Annotated in this window: 17 protein-coding genes; 5 read left to right on the plus strand and 12 right to left on the minus strand. The window is 72.2% G+C overall.

What is annotated here, in order from left to right; translation table 11 throughout:
• Positions 1-335: 335 nt before the first annotated feature.
• The 3 genes from AB0L37_RS17385 to AB0L37_RS17395 form a co-directional block, all read right to left on the minus strand.
• Positions 336-1,493, minus strand: a complete 1,158-nt coding sequence (locus tag AB0L37_RS17385) for an ROK family transcriptional regulator (protein ID WP_365505381.1) — start codon at positions 1,491-1,493, stop codon at positions 336-338.
• 132 nt (positions 1,494-1,625) lie between these two features.
• Complete coding sequence (locus tag AB0L37_RS17390) at positions 1,626-2,276, minus strand: response regulator transcription factor (protein WP_365505383.1); 651 nt, start codon at positions 2,274-2,276, stop codon at positions 1,626-1,628.
• A 228-nt stretch (positions 2,277-2,504) separates the two neighbouring features.
• Positions 2,505-3,725 (minus strand): histidine kinase, encoded by a 1,221-nt coding sequence (locus AB0L37_RS17395; RefSeq protein WP_365505386.1) that lies wholly within the window; start codon positions 3,723-3,725, stop codon positions 2,505-2,507.
• Positions 3,726-3,833: 108 nt separating this feature from the next.
• On the opposite strand from AB0L37_RS17395, the gene AB0L37_RS17400 reads away from it, so the two are divergent.
• The 4 genes from AB0L37_RS17400 (at position 3,834) to AB0L37_RS17415 (ending at position 6,922) form a co-directional block, all read left to right on the plus strand.
• Entirely contained in the window at positions 3,834-4,757 is a 924-nt protein-coding gene (locus AB0L37_RS17400) for an ATP-binding cassette domain-containing protein (protein WP_365505388.1), read from the plus strand.
• Entirely contained in the window at positions 4,754-5,494 is a 741-nt protein-coding gene (locus tag AB0L37_RS17405; protein WP_365505650.1) for an ABC transporter permease, read from the plus strand. The genes AB0L37_RS17400 and AB0L37_RS17405 overlap by 4 nt, the downstream gene beginning before the upstream one ends.
• A gap of 44 nt (positions 5,495-5,538) precedes the next feature.
• A complete protein-coding gene (locus tag AB0L37_RS17410; RefSeq protein WP_365505391.1) occupies positions 5,539-5,958 on the plus strand; it encodes a hypothetical protein in 420 nt (139 codons plus the stop codon).
• A 157-nt stretch (positions 5,959-6,115) separates the two neighbouring features.
• Complete coding sequence (locus AB0L37_RS17415) at positions 6,116-6,922, plus strand: SAM-dependent methyltransferase (RefSeq protein WP_365505393.1); 807 nt, start codon at positions 6,116-6,118, stop codon at positions 6,920-6,922.
• A 19-nt stretch (positions 6,923-6,941) separates the two neighbouring features.
• On the opposite strand, the gene mug is transcribed toward AB0L37_RS17415, so the two are convergent.
• From mug to AB0L37_RS17430, 3 genes are read right to left on the minus strand one after another with little or no spacing between them, the layout of a single operon-like run.
• Positions 6,942-7,490: a G/U mismatch-specific DNA glycosylase gene (gene mug, locus AB0L37_RS17420; RefSeq protein ID WP_365505653.1), complete on the minus strand. Its 549-nt coding sequence runs from the start codon at positions 7,488-7,490 to the stop codon at positions 6,942-6,944.
• Positions 7,491-7,495: 5 nt separating this feature from the next.
• A complete protein-coding gene (gene purB / locus AB0L37_RS17425) occupies positions 7,496-8,935 on the minus strand; it encodes an adenylosuccinate lyase (protein WP_365505396.1) in 1,440 nt (479 codons plus the stop codon).
• Between the two features lie 59 nt (positions 8,936-8,994).
• Complete coding sequence (locus AB0L37_RS17430; RefSeq protein WP_365505399.1) at positions 8,995-9,813, minus strand: SGNH/GDSL hydrolase family protein; 819 nt, start codon at positions 9,811-9,813, stop codon at positions 8,995-8,997.
• 134 nt (positions 9,814-9,947) lie between these two features.
• Between AB0L37_RS17430 and AB0L37_RS17435 the strand changes: the two genes are divergently transcribed.
• The gene (locus tag AB0L37_RS17435) at positions 9,948-10,229 is read left to right on the plus strand and encodes a holin (protein WP_365505402.1); all 282 of its coding nucleotides are present in this window, start codon (positions 9,948-9,950) and stop codon (positions 10,227-10,229) included.
• 30 nt (positions 10,230-10,259) lie between these two features.
• Here AB0L37_RS17435 and AB0L37_RS17440 read toward each other — a convergent pair whose 3' ends face one another.
• The 6 genes from AB0L37_RS17440 to AB0L37_RS17465 form a co-directional block, all read right to left on the minus strand.
• Positions 10,260-11,273, minus strand: a complete 1,014-nt coding sequence (locus tag AB0L37_RS17440; RefSeq protein ID WP_365505405.1) for a hemolysin family protein — start codon at positions 11,271-11,273, stop codon at positions 10,260-10,262.
• A complete protein-coding gene (locus AB0L37_RS17445; protein WP_365505408.1) occupies positions 11,270-12,625 on the minus strand; it encodes a hemolysin family protein in 1,356 nt (451 codons plus the stop codon). The genes AB0L37_RS17440 and AB0L37_RS17445 overlap by 4 nt, the downstream gene beginning before the upstream one ends.
• A 186-nt stretch (positions 12,626-12,811) precedes the next feature.
• Positions 12,812-13,240 carry a GNAT family N-acetyltransferase gene (locus AB0L37_RS17450; protein WP_365505411.1) on the minus strand — a complete coding sequence of 143 codons (429 nt, stop codon included), beginning with the start codon at positions 13,238-13,240 and terminating at the stop codon, positions 12,812-12,814.
• 123 nt (positions 13,241-13,363) lie between these two features.
• Positions 13,364-14,233: an LLM class F420-dependent oxidoreductase gene (locus AB0L37_RS17455; RefSeq protein WP_365505414.1), complete on the minus strand. Its 870-nt coding sequence runs from the start codon at positions 14,231-14,233 to the stop codon at positions 13,364-13,366.
• A gap of 111 nt (positions 14,234-14,344) precedes the next feature.
• Positions 14,345-16,909 carry an ABC transporter permease gene (locus tag AB0L37_RS17460; RefSeq protein ID WP_365505417.1) on the minus strand — a complete coding sequence of 855 codons (2,565 nt, stop codon included), beginning with the start codon at positions 16,907-16,909 and terminating at the stop codon, positions 14,345-14,347.
• 2 nt (positions 16,910-16,911) lie between these two features.
• Positions 16,912-17,745: an ABC transporter ATP-binding protein gene (locus AB0L37_RS17465; RefSeq protein ID WP_365505420.1), complete on the minus strand. Its 834-nt coding sequence runs from the start codon at positions 17,743-17,745 to the stop codon at positions 16,912-16,914.
• Positions 17,746-17,833 lie beyond the last annotated feature (88 nt).

A 17,833-nucleotide genomic window follows, 5' to 3' on the forward strand; every position in this document is an offset into this window, starting at 1 on the left:
CGGTGCGGGGGACTGCGCGCGCAAGCGTCAACGACCGGCTCGCGCGCGCCACCCCGGCGTGGCAATCGCAAGGGGCGCAGCACCACGAGTAGCCGCCGGAGGCGAACTCCGCCCAGCGGTGCGGGGGACTGCGCGCGCAACCGTCAACGACCGGCTCGCGCGTCACCCCGGCGTGGCAACCGCAAGGGGCGCAGCACCACGAGTAGCCGCCTGAGACGAACCCCGCCAGGGGCGCGGGGAACTGCGCGCTCAGCCCCCGACAACCGGCACCCGCACCCCACGCCAGCCACCCTCCCGGCCCCCGGCCCCACGGCATCGCGCCCCGCGCCACACCGTCACCGCCGAGCCGTGACCGTCCCCTCCGTGGCGAACAGCTGCTCCTCCACGTGATCCAGCGCCAGCCGCAACGCCCCGGTGGCCACCGCGGCCTCCCCGAGCAACGACAGCGCCACCCGAGGCGGCCGCAGACAGTACCGCTCCAGCTCCCGCCGCAGCGGATCGAGCACCCCGTCGAGCCCGGCGGCCCAGCCGCCGACGACGACCAGTTCCGGGTCGAGCGCGAGCACCAGCGCCGCCACGTCGTGCACCAGCCGCTGGATGAACCGCTCCATCGCGGCCCCGGCCCGCTCGTCGCCGTCGCGGGCCAGCGCGAAGACCTTCGCCACCGCCTGCTCGTCGAGCGGGTGCAGCGGCTCGTCCGTGGTGGACAGCAGCGTCTCCGGGCGCACCTCGCGGCCCAGCAGATGCAGCGCCCCGATCTCCCCGGCCGCGCCCCCGTAGCCGCGGTGCAGCCGGCCGCCGATCAGCGCGCCCGCACCCGGGCTCAGCCCGGCGAGGACGAACACCATGTCGTCCGAATCGACGGCGGCGCCCTTCCAGTGCTCGGCCACGGCCGCCGTGTTCGCGTCGTTCTCCACGATCACCGGGCACTTGAAGGAACGGCGAAGGCGCTCCCCGAGCGGCAGTCCGGTCCACCCCGGCAGCGCCGTGCCGAGCCGCACCGTGCCGTCGGCCTCCACGATCCCGGGGCTGCCCACACCGACGGCCCGCAGGGAACTGCGCGCCACGCCCGCGCGGCGCAGCAGATCGGCGACGGTCCCGCGCAGCCGCTCGATGCGCTCCTCCGCGGGTGCCGCCTCCTCGACGTCCTTGGACGCCGACCCGAGGATCCGGCCGTCGAGCGCGGAGAGCACCGCGGCGACCCGGTGCGGCCCGATCTCCAGGCCCAGCAGATGCCCGGCCTCGGCCCGGAAGCGGAACTTCCGCGCGGGCCGTCCCTGGCGTCGCGCTCCCGGTTCCTCGACCGCCGTCTCCACGACGAGCCCGGCCTCGATGAGGCCCTCGACGACGCCTTCCACGGTCGGCCGGGACAGGCCCGTGACGCGCGTGATCTCGGTGAGTGTCGCGAAATCCGTGGACCGCAGCGCATGCAGCACCACCGCGGAATTGATCCGCCTGAGCAGAGAGGGGTCCCCGCCGGTCAGCCGCCCCAACGTCAGTCCTCCCAGCAGTTGCGCGTGTTCGCCGGATGTTACTCGCCGGAACCCTCGGCGGCGAGGGCCGGGTGCACTTCTGCGGCCGGGTCCGCTCACCCGGGCAGGGGGCGAGAACGGACGAGGCGGACGTCAGCCCGGTGCGACGAAACCGGATTCGTAGGCGGCGATGACCGCCTGGGTGCGATCACGGGCCCCGAGCTTGGCCAGCACGGCGCTGACGTGGGACTTGACCGTCTCGGTGCCGACGACGAGATCCGCGGCGATCTCCGCGTTCGACAGGCCCCGCGCCATCAGCCGGAGCACCGACGCCTCGCGCTCGGTCAGCGCGGCCCGTGCCAGGGCGTCCCGGGCCGTCGCGTTGCCGTACTCGGCCGCCAGTTTCCGTACCGCGGCCGGGAAGAGGAGGGACTCGCCCGCCGCGACGAGGCGGACGGCGTGCACGATCTCGGCGGGCCTGGCCCGCTTCAGGAGGAACCCGTCGGCGCCGGCCCGCAGTGCCCCGTACACGTACTCGTCGTTCTCGAAGGTCGTGATCACCAGGATCTTCGGCGGGCGCTCCACCGTGCGCAGCACCGCGCGCGTGGCCTCGATGCCGTCGAGCAGCGGCATCCGTACGTCCATGGCGACCACGTCGGGACGGAGCTCGCGCACCAGGGGGACGACGGCCGCGCCGTCCGCCGCGTCGCCCACCACCTCGATGTCCGACTGCGCTTCGAGGACGGCGCGCAGCCCCGCGCGGACCAGGGGTTCGTCGTCGACGAGGAGCACGGTGATCGCCACGCGGCCAGCCTAGGGCCTGTCAGGGGGTCCCCCCGGCCGAAAGCTGGGGGAGGATCGTGTCGCGGGCGCGGGGACCGCCAGGCCGACCTGCGGCGTTGTCGTCGGTTGCCAACGCTCCGCGTTGTCGCCCTCCTCCGCCTTGCATCTCGACGCGCCGGACCCCGCTCACCAGCGACGAAGTGCGCGGGCCTTCTGTGACGCGACCTGATCCGCCGGACAGGCCCTGGATCACGCCACCGGAAGCTCGACGTGCACCTGCCATTCGTCCCCGAGCTGCCCTGTCCGCGCCCGCCCGCCGAGCAGTGCCGCCCGCTCCCGGATCCCGCGCAGACCGCTTCCCGTACCGCCGACGCCGGACGCCCCACTTGTAGGCAGTGTGTTGCGGACATCCAAGGTCAGCACTCCGTCCGCGACCACGAGCTCCGCCCGGACCGGCACGGTGCCGCAGTGCCGCAGCACGTTCGTGAGCGCCTCCTGAAGAATGCGGTAGCCCTCCCGGGAGACCGGGCCCGGAATCGTCTCCAGCGGGCCCGAGACCGTGACGTCGACCTTCGCGCCGGACGCCCGCGCCGAGTCCAGGAGCCGGTCCGCCTCCTGGAGCGTGGGACGGCTGCTCGCCGGCTGCTCCGCCTCCCGCAGGACCACGAGGACGCGCTCCAGGTCCTCCAGGGCCGCCCGCCCGGTCTCCTCGATGGCGTCCAGCGCCCGTTCGGTGAAGGCAGGATCGCCCGCCGCCCGCGCGGCGCCCGCCTGCACCACGGCGACCGTCAACGCGTGACCTATGGAGTCGTGCAGTTCCCGCGCGATGCGATTGCGCTCCAGGAGTTGCTCGGTGCGCTCCTCCAGGGCGGCCAGCCGCTCCGCCGCGGAAGGGCCGAGCAGCAGAGGAGCGGCTCGCGCCGTCAGCCACCCCGCGCCCACCACCGCGTACAGCAGGCACAGCAGGACGACGGGCGCCGCGAGCCCGTACCACCAGCCCGTCCCCGTGATCGGGACGGGGGAGACGGAAGAGCCCGGCCGGGTGCCCGCCGCCGCCCCCGCCAACTCCAGTACGAGCGCCATCGCCTGGCCGGAGAACAGGGCCACCGACAGCCCGAGGACGAGGCGCAGCACGAGCCACAGTGACGTGCGGCCGCGGTCGCGCCAGGACGCGGACGGCGCGACCGAGACCGTGCGCGCCTCGTCGCTGCCCGCCACGCGCGCGTGCCCGCCGGGAAACAGCATCAGCCGCGCCTGCAACCCTTCGGCCTGCCGCATCGCGGGCACCAGGCCCGCCAGGGCCAGGAGCGGCACCGGCACCACGTACACCAGGAGCCAGTCCCCGAGCGTCGGTTGCGAGAGGCCGGGGAACACCGCCGCGCACACGAAGGCCACCACGGCCGCGCACAACAGATGCAGCCAGCGGGTGTAGGTGACGGCACGCGTCAGTGGTCTCAGAGGGCGGGGCATGCCGTCATCGTGCCAAACGCGTCCGCCCCGACGGTTCCCCCGCACGGGGGAGAAGGTCTCCACCGGCGGGGGAGGCCCGGTACCCGGGTCTCCGGCGAGGCTGAAGCCATGACCAGCATCGACGTCTTGGACCTCACCAAGGAGTACGGCACGAAGCGCGCCGTCGACGGGCTGACCTTCCGGGTCGAACCGGGCCGCGTCACCGGCTTCCTCGGCCCGAACGGCGCCGGCAAGTCGACCACCCTGCGCCTCGCCCTCGGCCTCGACCGCCCCACCTCGGGGAGCGTCCTCATCGGTGGCCGCATGTATGCGGAGCACCCCGAACCGCTGCACCTGGTAGGTGCCCTGCTCGACGCACAGGCCGCCCACGGTGCCCGCACCGCCCGCGACCACCTCCTGGCGCTGGCCGTGAGCAACCGCATCCCTCCACGCCGCGTCGACGAGGTGCTCGAACAGGCCGGGATAGCCTCCGTGGCGAAGCGCCGCATCAAGACGTTCTCGCTCGGCATGCGGCAGCGGCTCGGCATCGCGGCGGCGCTGCTCGGCGACCCCGATGTCATCCTGCTCGACGAGCCGTCCAACGGACTCGACCCCGAAGGCATCATCTGGATCCGGGAGTTGCTGCGCGACCTCGCCCGCGCGGGCCGCACCGTGCTGGTCTCCAGCCACCTCATGAACGAGACCGCGACCTTCGCCGACCATCTCGTGGTGCTCGGCCGCGGCCGGCTCCTGGCGAACCTGCCGATGCCCGAGTTCATCGCCGCCCACAGTGCGCGCAGGGTCCGCGTACGCACCACCGAACCGGAGCGGCTCACCGCGGCACTCGCGCGTGCGGGCCACACAGCGGTCCTCGCCGACGACGGCCGGTTCGCGGTCGACGGTGTCACCGCCGCCGACGTGGGCGCCCTCGCCGCCACCCTCGGCATCCCCGTCCTCGAACTCGCCGATGAGCAGGCCTCGTTGGAGGAGGCCTACCTCGCCCTCACCGCGGGCGCGGCCGAGTTCGCCGCCACGTCCCTCCAGGAGGCCTGACCGTGTCCACCACCGCCGTACTGCACTCCGAGTGGATCAAGGTCAGGTCGCTGCGCGGCAGCCTGGGTTCGCTGATCGCCGTGTTCGTGGCGACCGTCGCCGTCACCACCCTCGTCTTCGCCACGGTCGGCCAGGGAGAGGTCGAACACGGTGACGACCTGCTCTTCGGAGCCTTCTATGCCCTCAACTTCGGGCAGATCGCCGCCCTCGCGTTCGGCGCCACCGCGGTCTCCTGCGAGTTCCTCAACGGCGCGCTGCGCGTCTCCCTCGCCGCCGTGCCCGACCGCACCCGCTTCTACGCCGCGAAGACAGCGGTCGTCGGAGGCTGCGCCCTCGTCGTGGGAACCGTCACGACCTTCACCACGTTCCTCGCCGGACAGGCCTTCATGGGGGCCGACGCGCTCGGCCTGGGGGACCCCGGAGCGGTGCGGGCCTGTGTCGGCGGGGGTGTGTACCTCGCCTTCATGGCCCTGCTCGCCGCAGGCCTGACCGCCGTACTGCGCAGCGCTGTCGCCGTGTTGAGCATCCTCGTACCGTTCCTGCTCATCGTGTCGTTCGTCATCGGCGACATGGCGGGCTCGGCCGCCGACTACCTCCCCGACCGTGCCGGTCAACAGGTGCTGCGCCAGCAGGTCGAGGGCTCCCTCGGCCCCTGGAGCGGCCTTGCCGTGACCGGGCTGTGGGCGGCCGCCGCCGTGGCCGCCGGCTGGTGGGCGGTGCGGCGCAGGGACGCCTGACGGGCCGTCTGCCCGTTGTCAGTGGCGGGCGCTTTACTGGATCCATGAACACCGCGGAGCAACTCGCGACGATCGACCTGCTGTGGGGGAGCCCTTTCCCGGCCGACCACGGCAGGTCCGCCGTGGGCTGGGGCGGGCCGCGTTTCGTCATGGCGGAGCTGGCGGAGCACGGCGGCGTGCGCGACCTCGCGGAGGCCGAGGCGGACGCGGACCGCGACGGGCTGTCCGCGCTGCTCGCGACCCGCTGGGGCGCACCGCACGAGCTCAGTCTGTGGAGTGTGAACACGCGTGCGCTGGAGTACGGCGAGGAGATACCCGAGCCCTGGGGCTGGCTGAGCGCCTGCGCCCAGGACATCCACCTGTGGACCGTCGGCGAGCGCTGGGTCGCCCTCGCCGTGTCCCGGCAGGGCGACGGCCGGCCGTACCAACTCCTCGCCGTGATCACGGACATCCCGCCTCCGTAGCCCCGCTGAAGGACTCATCAGTCCCGCTGTAGGACACATGTGCGGAACTACCGTGCCACCATGGGATCTTGAGAACTGCCCGGCCCCATCGGCAGCCTCACCTCAGCCATGCCACCACCGCACATCACACACAGCACATCGCACGAATGGAGAGCACATGAGCGACGACAGCGCGCAGCAGCCGGGGGAGCGGATCGCCAGCCACATCGCGCACAACGCCCGTGTGTGGAACTACTGGCTGGGCGGCAAGGACCACTACGAGGTCGACGAGCAGGTCGGCACCATGGTCACGTCCATGTACCCAAGCATCGGCGAGGTCGCCCGCGCCGACCGTGCCTTCCTCGGCCGTGCCGTCGGCTTCCTCGCGGGTGAGGCCGGCATCCGCCAGTTCCTGGACATCGGCACCGGCCTGCCGACCGTGGACAACACGCACGAGGTCGCCCAGCGCATCGCGCCCGACGCCCGCATCGTCTACGTCGACAACGACCCGATCGTGCTCACCCACGCCCGCGCGCTGCTCACCAGTTCCGCCGAGGGCGCCACCAGCTACGTCGACGCGGACGCACACGACCCGCGGGCCATCGTCGAGGCCGCGTCCGGGACCATCGACTTCGACAAGCCCGTCGCGATCATGCTCCTGGGCATCCTGAACTTCGTCCTCGACACCGACGAGGCCACGTCCATCGTGCGCCGCCTCGTCGACGCCGTCCCCTCCGGCAGCTACGTGGTCCTCACCCACCCGACCCTGGAACTGGGCGGCGAGGGCAACGAGGCGGCGATGAAGTTCTGGAACGAGAACGCGACGCCGCCGATCACCGCCCGCACCGGCGCCGAGGTGAAGGCGTTCCTCGACGGCCTGGAGATCATCGAGCCGGGCCTCGTCTCCTGCGCGCGCTGGCGCACCGAAGGCACCGAAGAAGGGCCGCTGGTCGCCCAGTTCGGGGTGGTGGCCCGCAAGCCCTAGGGCTGCGCAAGCCGTAGGGCTACGAAGGTGCGGAGGGGATCGCCGCGGCGCGCAGCCGCGCGAACTCCTCCGCCATCGTCGCCGCCGTCCAATGCGCGTTCAGGCCACTGGGGTTGGGCAGCGCCCACACCCGGGCGCCGCCGATGGTCCGCTCCTGCGGCCCGATGCGCGCCTTGGGTTCACCGAAAGCCGACCGGTACGCGGTCACCCCCACCACCGCGAGCCAGCCGGGCTTCAGCCGCGCGACCTTCTCCTCAAGGAGCCGGCCGCCCTCCCGGTACTCCTCGGCGCTCAGCTCGTCCGCGCGGGCCGTGGCCCGCGCGACGACGTTCGTGATGCCGAGCCCGTACGACAGGAGTTCCTCCTGCTCGGACGGCTTGAGCAGCCGCGGCGTGAAGCCGGACAGATGGAGCACCGGCCAGAAGCGATTGCCGGGACGCGCGAAGTGATGCCCGGTCGCCGCCGTCATCAGGCCGGGGTTGATCCCGCAGAAGAGCACGGAGAGGCCGCCCGCGACGACGTCCGGAACCAGACGGTCACGAGCGGCCTCCAGGTCCGCGGGGGTCAGCCGGGTCAGAGGATCGCCCCCGGCGTGTAGCCGGCGGCCTCCGGGCGCTGCTTCACGATCTCCTCGACGCGGGCGATCACGGCGGCCACCTGGTCGGCGGCGGCGCCCGTGAACGACAGCTTGTCCGCCATCAGCTCGTCGAGCTGCGCGCGGTCCAGCGGGATGCGGGAGTCGGCGGCCAGCTTGTCGAGCAGTTCGTTGCGCTCGGCGCCCTGCTCACGCATCGCGAGAGCCGAGGCCACCGCGTTCTCCTTGATCGCCTCGTGCGCCTCCTCGCGGCCGACGCCCGCGCGCACCGACGCCATGAGCACCTTGGTGGTGGCGAGGAACGGCAGGTAGCGGTCCAGCTCACGGGCGACGACGGCGGGGAACGCGCCGAACTCGTCGAGCACCGTCAAGAACGTCTCCAGCAGACCGTCGAGCGCGAAGAACGCGTCCGGCAGCGCCACCCGGCGCACCACGGAGCAGGACACGTCGCCCTCGTTCCACTGGTCGCCCGCCAGCTCGCCGGTCATCGACGCGTAGCCGCGCAGGACCACCATCAGGCCGTTGACGCGCTCGCAGGAGCGGGTGTTCATCTTGTGCGGCATCGCCGACGAGCCGACCTGGCCCGGCTTGAAGCCCTCGGTGACCAGCTCGTGCCCGGCCATCAGACGGATCGTCTTGGCCGTCGACGACGGGGCCGCGGCGAGCTGCACCAGGGCGGTGACGACCTCGTAGTCCAGCGAGCGCGGGTAGACCTGGCCGACCGACGTGAACGCCTGGCCGAAGCCCAGGTGGGCGGCGATCCGGTCCTCGAGGTCGGCCAGCTTCGCGGCGTCGCCGCCGAGCAGGTCGAGCATGTCCTGGGCGGTGCCGACCGGGCCCTTGATGCCGCGCAGCGGATAGCGGTTCAGGAGCTCCTCGACCCGGCCGTACGCGACGAGCAGCTCGTCGGTGGCGGTCGCGAAGCGCTTGCCGAGGGTGGTGGCCTGCGCGGCCACGTTGTGCGAGCGGCCCGCCATGACCAGCTCGGCGTACTCGCCGGACAGCTTGCCGAGGCGCGCGAGGACGGCGACGGTGCGGTCGCGGACCAGCTCGAGGGAGAGCCGGATCTGGAGCTGCTCGACGTTCTCCGTCAGGTCGCGCGAGGTCATGCCCTTGTGGACCTGCTCGTGCCCGGCGAGCGCGTTGAACTCCTCGATACGGGCCTTCACGTCGTGCCGCGTGACCTTCTCGCGCTCGGCGATCGAGGCCAGGTCGACCTGGTCGAGGACGCGCTCGTAGTCGGCGATCGCGGCGTCCGGCACCTCGATCCCGAGGTCCTTCTGTGCCTTCAGCACGGCGAGCCAGAGCTGTCGCTCCAGCTTCACCTTCTCCTCGGGCGACCAGAGGGTGGCGAGCTCGGCGGAGGCGTAGCGTCCGGCGAGAACGTTCGGGATACGGGGCTTAGCAGGCGCAGTCACGTGTACGGATTCTACTGGCGATTCGTGCAGGTCGACGCCACGGGCCCGTTCGTTCGAACCTACGAGGACGCCGTGTCCTGATCCCGGCCCCGGTCCCCGTCCTGGCCCTCACCGAAGTAGGGAGCCAGCTCGGCCCGCTTCGGCGGCCGGCCGTCGCCCGACGAGCGGCCCGTGAGGCGGCGTCCGATCCACGGCACCAGATGCTGCTTGGCGAAGCGGGCGTCGGCCACGCGCCGCGCCACCCACTTCGGCGGGACGGCGGGCGGCAACGTGGCGCGCCAGTCGTCCTCCTCCTCGTACCCGAGGGACTGCCACACCGCTTCGGCGACCCGGCGGTGTCCCTCCGGCGTCAGATGCAGCCGGTCCACGTCCCACAGCCGCTGATCGCCGAGGACCGGAGCCCCGTACAGGTCGACGACGACGGCGTCGTGCCGTGCCGCGAGGTCGTCGATGCAGGCGAAGAGCTCCTCCATGCGCGGCCGGAACCGCTCCATCACCGGGCCGTTGCGCCCCGGGCTGCGCATCAGGACGAGGCGTTCGCAGGAGGGGGCCAGCTTCTCGACGGCCTCGGTGAGCAGGTCGCGTACGCGGACCATGTCGCACTTGGGGCGCAGGGTGTCGTTGAGACCGCCGACCAGCGTCACGACGTCGGCCTTCATGGAGGCCGCCACGTCGACCTGCTCGTCGACGATCTGCTGGATGAGCTTGCCGCGCACGGCGAGGTTCGCGTACCGGAAACCGGGGGTGCGGGCCGCCATCCGGCCGGCCAGGAGGTCGGCCCAGCCGCGGTAGGAGCCGTCGGGCAGCAGGTCCGACATGCCCTCGGTGAAGGAGTCGCCGACCGCGACGAGGCTGGTGTAGTTGGCATTCATCTGCATGGCGCCAGCGATCGTATCCCGGCCGCTCACAGCAACGTACGCCGCAGGTCTGTGCAGTGCCCCGCGGCGGCGGTATGCCAGGAGCAAGCACGGCAGCAGAACGAAAAAGGCACAGCGAACGGGGGAGTACGACAATGGGCACCATCTGGACCATCGGCTTCTGGAAGGCCACCGCCGAGCGCGCGATCCGGACCTTCGCGCAGGCGCTCGCCGCCGTCCTCGTGGCGAAGGCGACGAACCTCTTCGAGGTGGACTGGCCCGCGGCGCTCGGCACCGCGGGTCTGGCCACACTGCTCGCGGTCCTCACCGCGGTCGGCACCGCCGGCGTCGGCCCGCACGGCCCGGGGATCCTGGAGACCCCCACGCCGGAGGCGGTACCGGCACCGGCGGTGGCCGGCGAGCAGCCGGCCGTCTGATCAACGGGCAGCCGGCCGCACCGCCTGGGGTCAGACCGGCTGCCCGAACAGCTCGCGCAGCACGTCCTCCATCGTCACCAGACCGGCGAGCCGCCCGTCCGACCCGAGCACCGCGGCCACGTGCGTACGGCTGCCGCGCATCGCGGTGAGGACGTCGTCCAGCGGCGTCGTCTCGCGCACCCGTGCGATGGACCGCATGTCGGGGACCCGGAACGGCAGATCGCGCGGCGCCGCGTCCAGGGCGTCCTTGACGTGCAGATAGCCGACGATGCGCCGGCCCTCGTCCACGACCGGGAAGCGCGAGAACCCGGACTCGGCCGACAGCCGCTCCAGCTGCTCGGGCGTGACGCCCACGCGCGCGTAGACGACCTTCTCCAGCGGCAGGACGACGTCCTTGACCGGGCGGCGGCCCAGCTCGAGCGCGTCGTGCAGCCGCTCCTGCGCACGGTCGTCGATCAGGCCGGCCGCCGAGGAGTCCTTGACGATGCGGGCGAGTTCGTCGTCCGAGAACGTCGCCGCGACCTCGTCCTTCACCTCGACCCGCAACAGCTTGAGCAGCGTGTTCGCGAAGGCGTTGATCGTGAAGATCACCGGGCGCAGCGCGCGGGCCAGGGCCACGAGCGGCGGACCGAGCAGCAGCGCGGAGCGCTCCGGCTCGGCGAGCGCGATGTTCTTCGGCACCATCTCGCCGAGGAGCATGTGCAGATACGTGGCCACGGTCAGCGCGATCACGAACGAGATCGGGTGGACCAGGCCGTGCGGCACCCCGACCGCGTCGAAGACGGGCTCCAGCAGATGCGCGATGGCCGGCTCGGCGACGATGCCGAGCACCAGCGTGCACAGCGTGATGCCGAGCTGGGCCGCGGCGAGCAGAGCGGACACGTGCTCCAGGCCCCACAGGACGCTGCGCGCCCGGCGGTTGCCGTTCTCGGCGTGCGGCTCGATCTGGCTGCGCCGCACCGAGATCAGGGCGAACTCGGCGCCCACGAAGAAGGCGTTGACGACCAAGGTCGCCAGGCCGATCAGCAGTTGGATCGCGGTCATCGGGCCGCCCCCTTCGTCCCGTGCTCCGTGTCGGTGTCGGTGTCGGTGCTCAGCGGGGCGTGCAGCAGGACCCGCGCCGCGCGGTGCCCGTGCGCGTCCACGACGTCGAGGCGCCAGCCCACGACCTCGGCGGTGTCACCGACGTCGGGGATGCGGCCCAGCTCGGTCGCGACGAGTCCGGCGAGCGTCTCGTACGGTCCGTCGGGCACCCGCAGTCCGACCCGCGCGAGCTGGTCGGTGCGGGCGGCGCCGTCGGCCGAGTACAGGGTGCGGCCCTCGTCGTCGGTGCCGGCGGGCGCGATGTCGGGCGTCTCGTGCGGGTCGTGCTCGTCGCGGACCTCGCCGACGACCTCCTCGACGATGTCCTCCAGGGTGGCGACACCGGCCGTGCCGCCGTACTCGTCGATGACCACGGCCATGGTGCGCTTGCCGGAGAGCCGGTCGAGCAGCCGCTCCACCGTCAGCGTCTCGGGGACGAGCAGCGGTTCGCGCAGCAGGTCGGACACGCGCTTGCGGGCGCGATCCTCGTCCGGCACGGCGAGGACGTCCTTGATGTGCACGACGCCGACGACCGAGTCGAGGTTGCCGCGGTAGACCGGGAAGCGGGACAGGCCGGTGGCGCGGGTCGCGTTCGCCACGTCCTCGCAGGTGGCCTGGAGGTCGAGGGCGACGACCTGGACGCGCGGCGTCATCACGTTCTCCGCGGTGAGGTCGGCCAGGTTCAGCGTGCGGACGAACAGCTCGGCGGTGTCCGCCTCCAGGGCGCCCGCCTTGGCGGAGTGCCGGGCGAGCGCCATGAGCTCCTGGGGGCTGCGCGCGGAGGCCAGCTCCTCGGTGGGCTCGATGCCGAAGCGGCGTACGAGACGGTTCGCGGTGTTGTTGAGATGCGTGATGAACGGGCGGAACGCGGCGCTGAACCAGCGCTGTGGCGTCGCCACCCGCTTGGCGACCGCCAGCGGCGACGAGATCGCCCAGTTCTTCGGGACCAGCTCACCGATGACCATGAGGAACACGGTCGACAGGGCGGTGCCGATCACCAGCGCGACCGACGAGGACGCGGACGCGGGCACGCCCAGGGACTCCAGCGGCCCCGCGATGAGCTTGCCGATGGACGGCTCGGCGAGCATGCCGACGACGAGGTTGGTGACGGTGATGCCGAGCTGGGCTCCGGAGAGCTGGAACGTCAGGTTCCGTACGGCCTTGAGGGCGCCGGCGGCGCCGCGCTCACCGCGCTCGACGGCGGCTTCGAGATCGCCGCGCTCGACGGTGGTGAGCGAGAACTCCGCCGCCACGAAGGCGCCACAGGCCAGCGACAGCAGGACTGCGACGGCGAGCAGGAGTACTTCGGTCATCGGGTCGTCACCTCCGTCCCATGATCGGCCAGGGGCGGCTGGGATGCGCGCTCGCGGGGACCGTGCGGGGGGACTGACCGGGTACTAGGGGGCTCGCCCATGGGCGGACGCTCACACCTTTCGCAGAAGTTCGAGTGACGCACCCATGGTAAAGGATCGGCAAAGCGTCCCGTCCGGCCGTGGGCCTCAGCCGTCGAGCAGGTGCTTCACCCAGCGGCTCCACTGCGGCTCGGGCGCGTATCCCGCGGCCTTCCACGCGTGCTGGGCCCGCTCGTTGCGGTCCAGGACCATGGCGTCGCCGCGCCGCCCGCCGAGCGCCACGAACCGTTCCTCCGCCGCGGCGAGCAGCGCCGAACCGATGCCCTGCCGGCGGGCCTCCGGGTGCACCGCGAGCCGGTACAGGTGACAGCGCCAGCCGTCGAACCCGGCGATGACCGTGCCCACAAGCTCCCCGCCGCGCTCGGCGAGCAGCAGCGACTCGGGGTCCCGCGCGACGAGGCGCTCCACGCCCGCGCGGTCGTCGCTGATGCTGGTCCCCTCGGCGGCCGTCTTCCAGAAGGCGAGCACGGCGTCGAGATCGGCGGGGAGGGCGGGCCGGACACGAAGATCGTTCATCCTCCGATCCCACCACCGCAGGACCTCTGTGCGCCCCCGATTTCACATGCCGGACGCTTACCGCGACGGCCCGCTTCACATGTCGGACCCTCATGGCGACGGCCCGCTTCACCTGCCGGACGCTCACTGACCGCGCAGCGCCTCCATCACGGGCGCGAGCGCCTCGAAGTACGGCTCCAGGACGGTGATGTACGAGAACCCGTACCGCTCGCGCCGCTCCAGAAGCTGCCCCGTGATCTCCTCCACCGTGCCCGCGAGCACCAGCGGCGACTCCAGGACGTCCCGCTCGGTGAGGTCCGGCATGCGCTCCAGCCACGGCCGGGCCGCCGCCGAGCGGTCCTCGGTGACGTCCACCAGCTGCACGAGCAGGTTCATCTCGGCCTGCTCGGCCCGGCCTTGCGCGAACTTCCGGTACGCCGCCACGCGGCCGTCCAGCTCCTCCGGCGTCAGCGGATCGAGCCCGCTCGGCCGCTTCGACGAGGAACGGGCGCCGGTGAACGCGGCGATGTCGGCGTGCTCCGCGGCGATCCGTAGCATCCGGTCGCCGTTCCCGCCGATCAGCAACGGCGGGCGCGGGCCCTGCTCCGGCGAGGCGAGGAGCCGGTCCAGCTCCGCGATCGTGCGCTCCAGATGGTCGACCCGGCTGCCCGGCGTGCCCCACTCCACCCCGGCCTGCTCGAACTCGTCCCGTACGTAGCCGGTGCCGAGCCCGAGTTCGAGACGGCCGCCCGTGAGCGCCTCCGTGGTCGTCACCTCGCGGGCCAGCAACACGGGGTTCCAGAAAGCGCAGTTGAGGACGAACGTGCCGACGCGCGGCCGGGTCGTCGCCTCGGCCGCCGCGACGAGCGCGGGGAACGGCGACGGCATGCCGAGATGGTCGGGTACGAGGATCACGTCGTAGCCGAGCTCCTCGGCCCGGCGGCACTTGGCGCGCCAGGCCTCACCGGGGGCCGGGCTGAGCATGTTGACGCCGAAACGGAACGGACGGGGCATGAACTCTCCTCGGGGCGCGACAGGTTGTCCGCTCCACACATAGTCGAACGCGGGGGCGCTCGTCACGCGAAATGCCTCATGGCCGAGCCCCGCCTGCAAGCGCTCCTCGCGTCACTCGTGCGCGATCGCCGCCAATACGTTCAACCGCGACGCCCGCAACGCCGGAAGCAGCGCCGCCGCGAGCCCCACCACGACCGACCCGATCACCACCGCGACGATCGTCGGCCAGGGGATCGCGAGCGCCTCCATGCCCTCCAGCGCGAGCACCTGATGCGCGGCGACGCCCCAAATCAGCCCGAGCGCGAGGCCGAGCACGGCCCCGAACACCGCGATGACCACCGACTCCAGACGGATCATGCGCCGCAGCTGCCGCCGCGCGAGCCCGATCGCGCGCAGCAGCCCGATCTCCCGGGTGCGCTCCACGACCGACAGGGCGAGGGTGTTGACGACGCCGAGGACGGCGATGACGATCGCGAGGCCGAGCAGCGCGTACACCAGGTAGAGGAGCACGGCGATCTGCCCGTGGATCAGCTCCTTGTAGTCGGCGAGGTCGCGCACCTGGACCTGCGGATACGGGTCGAGCGTCTTCTCCAGGCGGTCGCGCAGGGTGTCGGCCGACGTGCCGGACGCCCCGTTCACGTACACGGCGGAGTCCTGGCCTCCGGGCACGTACTTCACGAGCGTGGGCAGGCCCATGTAGAAGCCGCCCGCCATCCCGAAGTCGTTGCCCTCCTGGTCGACGAGCGCGCCGACGGTGAGCGAGGCGTGGCGCCCGCCGGGGAACTCGACCGGCAGCACACTGCCCACGCGCACCCGGTGCTCGTCCGCGTAGTCCTTCCGGAGCCCGATGCGCCCCGGCGCGAGGGACTGCGCGCTGCCACCCGCCGCGTACGTGACGTGTGCGACGTCGTCGAGCCGCGGGTCCCAGCCGGCCGCGGTCGTCCTGACCCGCTTGCCGTCCGGCAGCCGCACCGCGACCGGCGCGAAGCGCTGACGCACGACGAGTCCGACGCCGTCCGTGGCCCGGATCTTCTCGGTGACCTCCTGCGGGAACGGCAGGAAGCCAGCGTTCTGCACGGTGAAGTCGGCACCGAGCGTCTTGTCGATCTGCTGGTCGAACGACTTGCTCATCGACGCGCTCGCCACGGACATCCCCGCGACCAGTGCGAGGCCCACCATCAGCGCGCCCGCGGTGGCCCCGGTGCGGCGCGGGTTGCGCAGCGCGTTGCGCTGGCTCATCCGCCCGACCGACCCGAACACGGCGGGGAACGCGGCGCCCAGCACCCGAATGACCGGCCGTACGAGCAGCGGCCCGGCGACCACCGTCGCGATCAGTGTCAGGACGATCCCGAGGACGAGCAGCAGGGAGGCGCTCGCGGTCCGGGTCGCCGCCGCGCAGCCGACGAGCGCGCCCGCGCCCGCGAGGGCCACCACGGCGCCCACGATCGCCCGCACGGTCAGTGGCCGTCCCACCCCCGCGATCTCCGCGTCGGCGAGCGCCGCCATCGGCGAGACGCGGGCTGCGCGCCGTGACGGCAGATAGGCGGCCACGAACGTGACGCCGACGCCGACCACGTACGACGCGACGGGTGTGCCCCAACCCACCACCATCTCGGTGGACTTGAGGTTCATCCCGAAGACGCCCATCAGCTTGATCAGACCCGCGGCGAGCCCGATCCCGAGCGCCAGGCCGATCGTGGAGCCGACGAGGCCGAGCAGCACCGCCTCCGTCAGGACCGAGCGCCGCACCTGCCGCCGGTCGGCGCCGAGCGCCCGCAGCAGCCCCAACTCCCTTGTGCGCTGGGCGATCAGCATCGAGAACGTGTTGACGATCAGGAAGATGCCGACCAGCGTGGCGATCCCCGCGAAGGCCAGCATCACGTACTTGATGATGTCGAGGAACCCGCCCAGGCTCTCGGCCGACGACTTCGCGTCCTCGTCCGCCGTCTTCAAGTCGTAGGCGGTACCCAGCTGTTGGGCCACGTTCTTCTTCAGGGCCGCGTCGCTGACGCCGGGCGCCGCGTCCACCGAGATGCTCGTCGCGCGCCCGGGCCCGCCGAGCAGTTTGCGCTGCGCGGTCGCCGTGTCGAGGAAGACGAGGGCGGCGCCGGGGTTCGTGGTGTGGAACGTCGCGATGCCGACGATCTCCACCTTGAAGGAGCCCGGCTGCGCCATGACGGTGAGCGTGTCCCCGATCCGTACGTGCTTCTTGTCGGCGGTGTCCGCGTCCAGCAGCGCCTGGCCCTCGCCCCGCGGCGCGCGCCCGGACGTCAGACGCACCGGACTGCGGTCGGTGGGCTCCCAGTTGGTGGCGATCGTGGGCGCGCCCGTCGTCGGACCGACCGACGTGTTGTGCCGGTCGACCACCGTGATGTTCTCCACCCCGGCGTCGACGTGCGTGTCCGCGACGCCCTCAACTCCCTTGAGGCGCGCGGCGAGTGAGGCCGGAAGGGTGCGCACCTCGCCCGACGGCACCGCCTCGTCGAGGTCGTCGTCCTTCGGGCTCACCCGCACGTCCGCCGACGTCGACGCGAAGAGCCGGTCGAAGGTGCGCGACACCGTGTCCGAGAAGATCAGACTGCCCGCGACGAACGCCACCGACAGGACCACGGCCAGCGCCGACAGCACGAGACGTCCCTTGTGCGCGAGGAAACTCCGCAGCGTCGCCTTCAGCATGGCTACGTCCGCGGGAGGTGCGGGTCGGTGGCGTCGGTCGCCTGAGTCGCTCCGGCCGCTTCCGTCGCGTCGGAGGCGGCGCCACGCACGACGTCGAACCGCTTCATCCGCTCCAGGACCGCCTCGGCGGTGGGCTCGCGCATCTCGTCGACGAGGCGCCCGTCACCGAGGAAGAGCACCAGGTCGGCGTGGGCGGCGGCGCCCGGGTCGTGCGTCACCATGACCACCGTCTGCCCCAGGTCGTCCACCGCCTCGCGCAGGAACCCGAGGACCTCCAGGCCCGCCCGCGAGTCCAGGTTCCCCGTCGGCTCGTCCGCGAAGATCAGCTCGGGGCGCGCCGCCAACGCCCGTGCGCAGGCAACCCGTTGCTGCTGACCGCCGGACAGCTGCGCCGGACGGTGCTTCAGCCGGTCCCGCAGCCCCAGCGTGTCGATCACCTGCTCCAGCCACTTCGCGTCCGGCGACTTGCCCGCGATGTCCATCGGCAGCGTGATGTTCTCCGCCGCGTTCAGCGTCGGGATGAGGTTGAACGACTGGAACATGAAGCCGATCCGGTCGCGCCGCAGCCGCGTCAGCTCCCGCTCCTTGAGCCCCGTGATCTCGGTGTCGCCGAGCCACACCTGCCCCGCCGACACCGTGTCGAGCCCCGCCAGACAGTGCATCAGCGTGGACTTCCCCGAGCCCGAAGGCCCCATCACCGCCGTGAAACGGCCCCGCGCGATGTCCACGTCCACCGCGTCGAGGGCCAGTACCTGGGTCTCGCCGGAGCCGTACGCCTTGGTCAGGCCCCTGGCCCGTGCGGCGACCACATCCGTGACCACATCCGTTCCCCCCACCCCAACTCCCTTACCTTGTAAGTCAGTTGTCCAACGGGTCGGGTTCGAGGATAGCCCGCCGGGCGCCGTCTTGCGGGTGCTAGCGCAC

The sequence above is a fragment of the Streptomyces sp. NPDC052225 genome, from assembly GCF_040679615.1.
Taxonomy (GTDB): Bacteria; Actinomycetota; Actinomycetes; order Streptomycetales; family Streptomycetaceae; genus Streptomyces.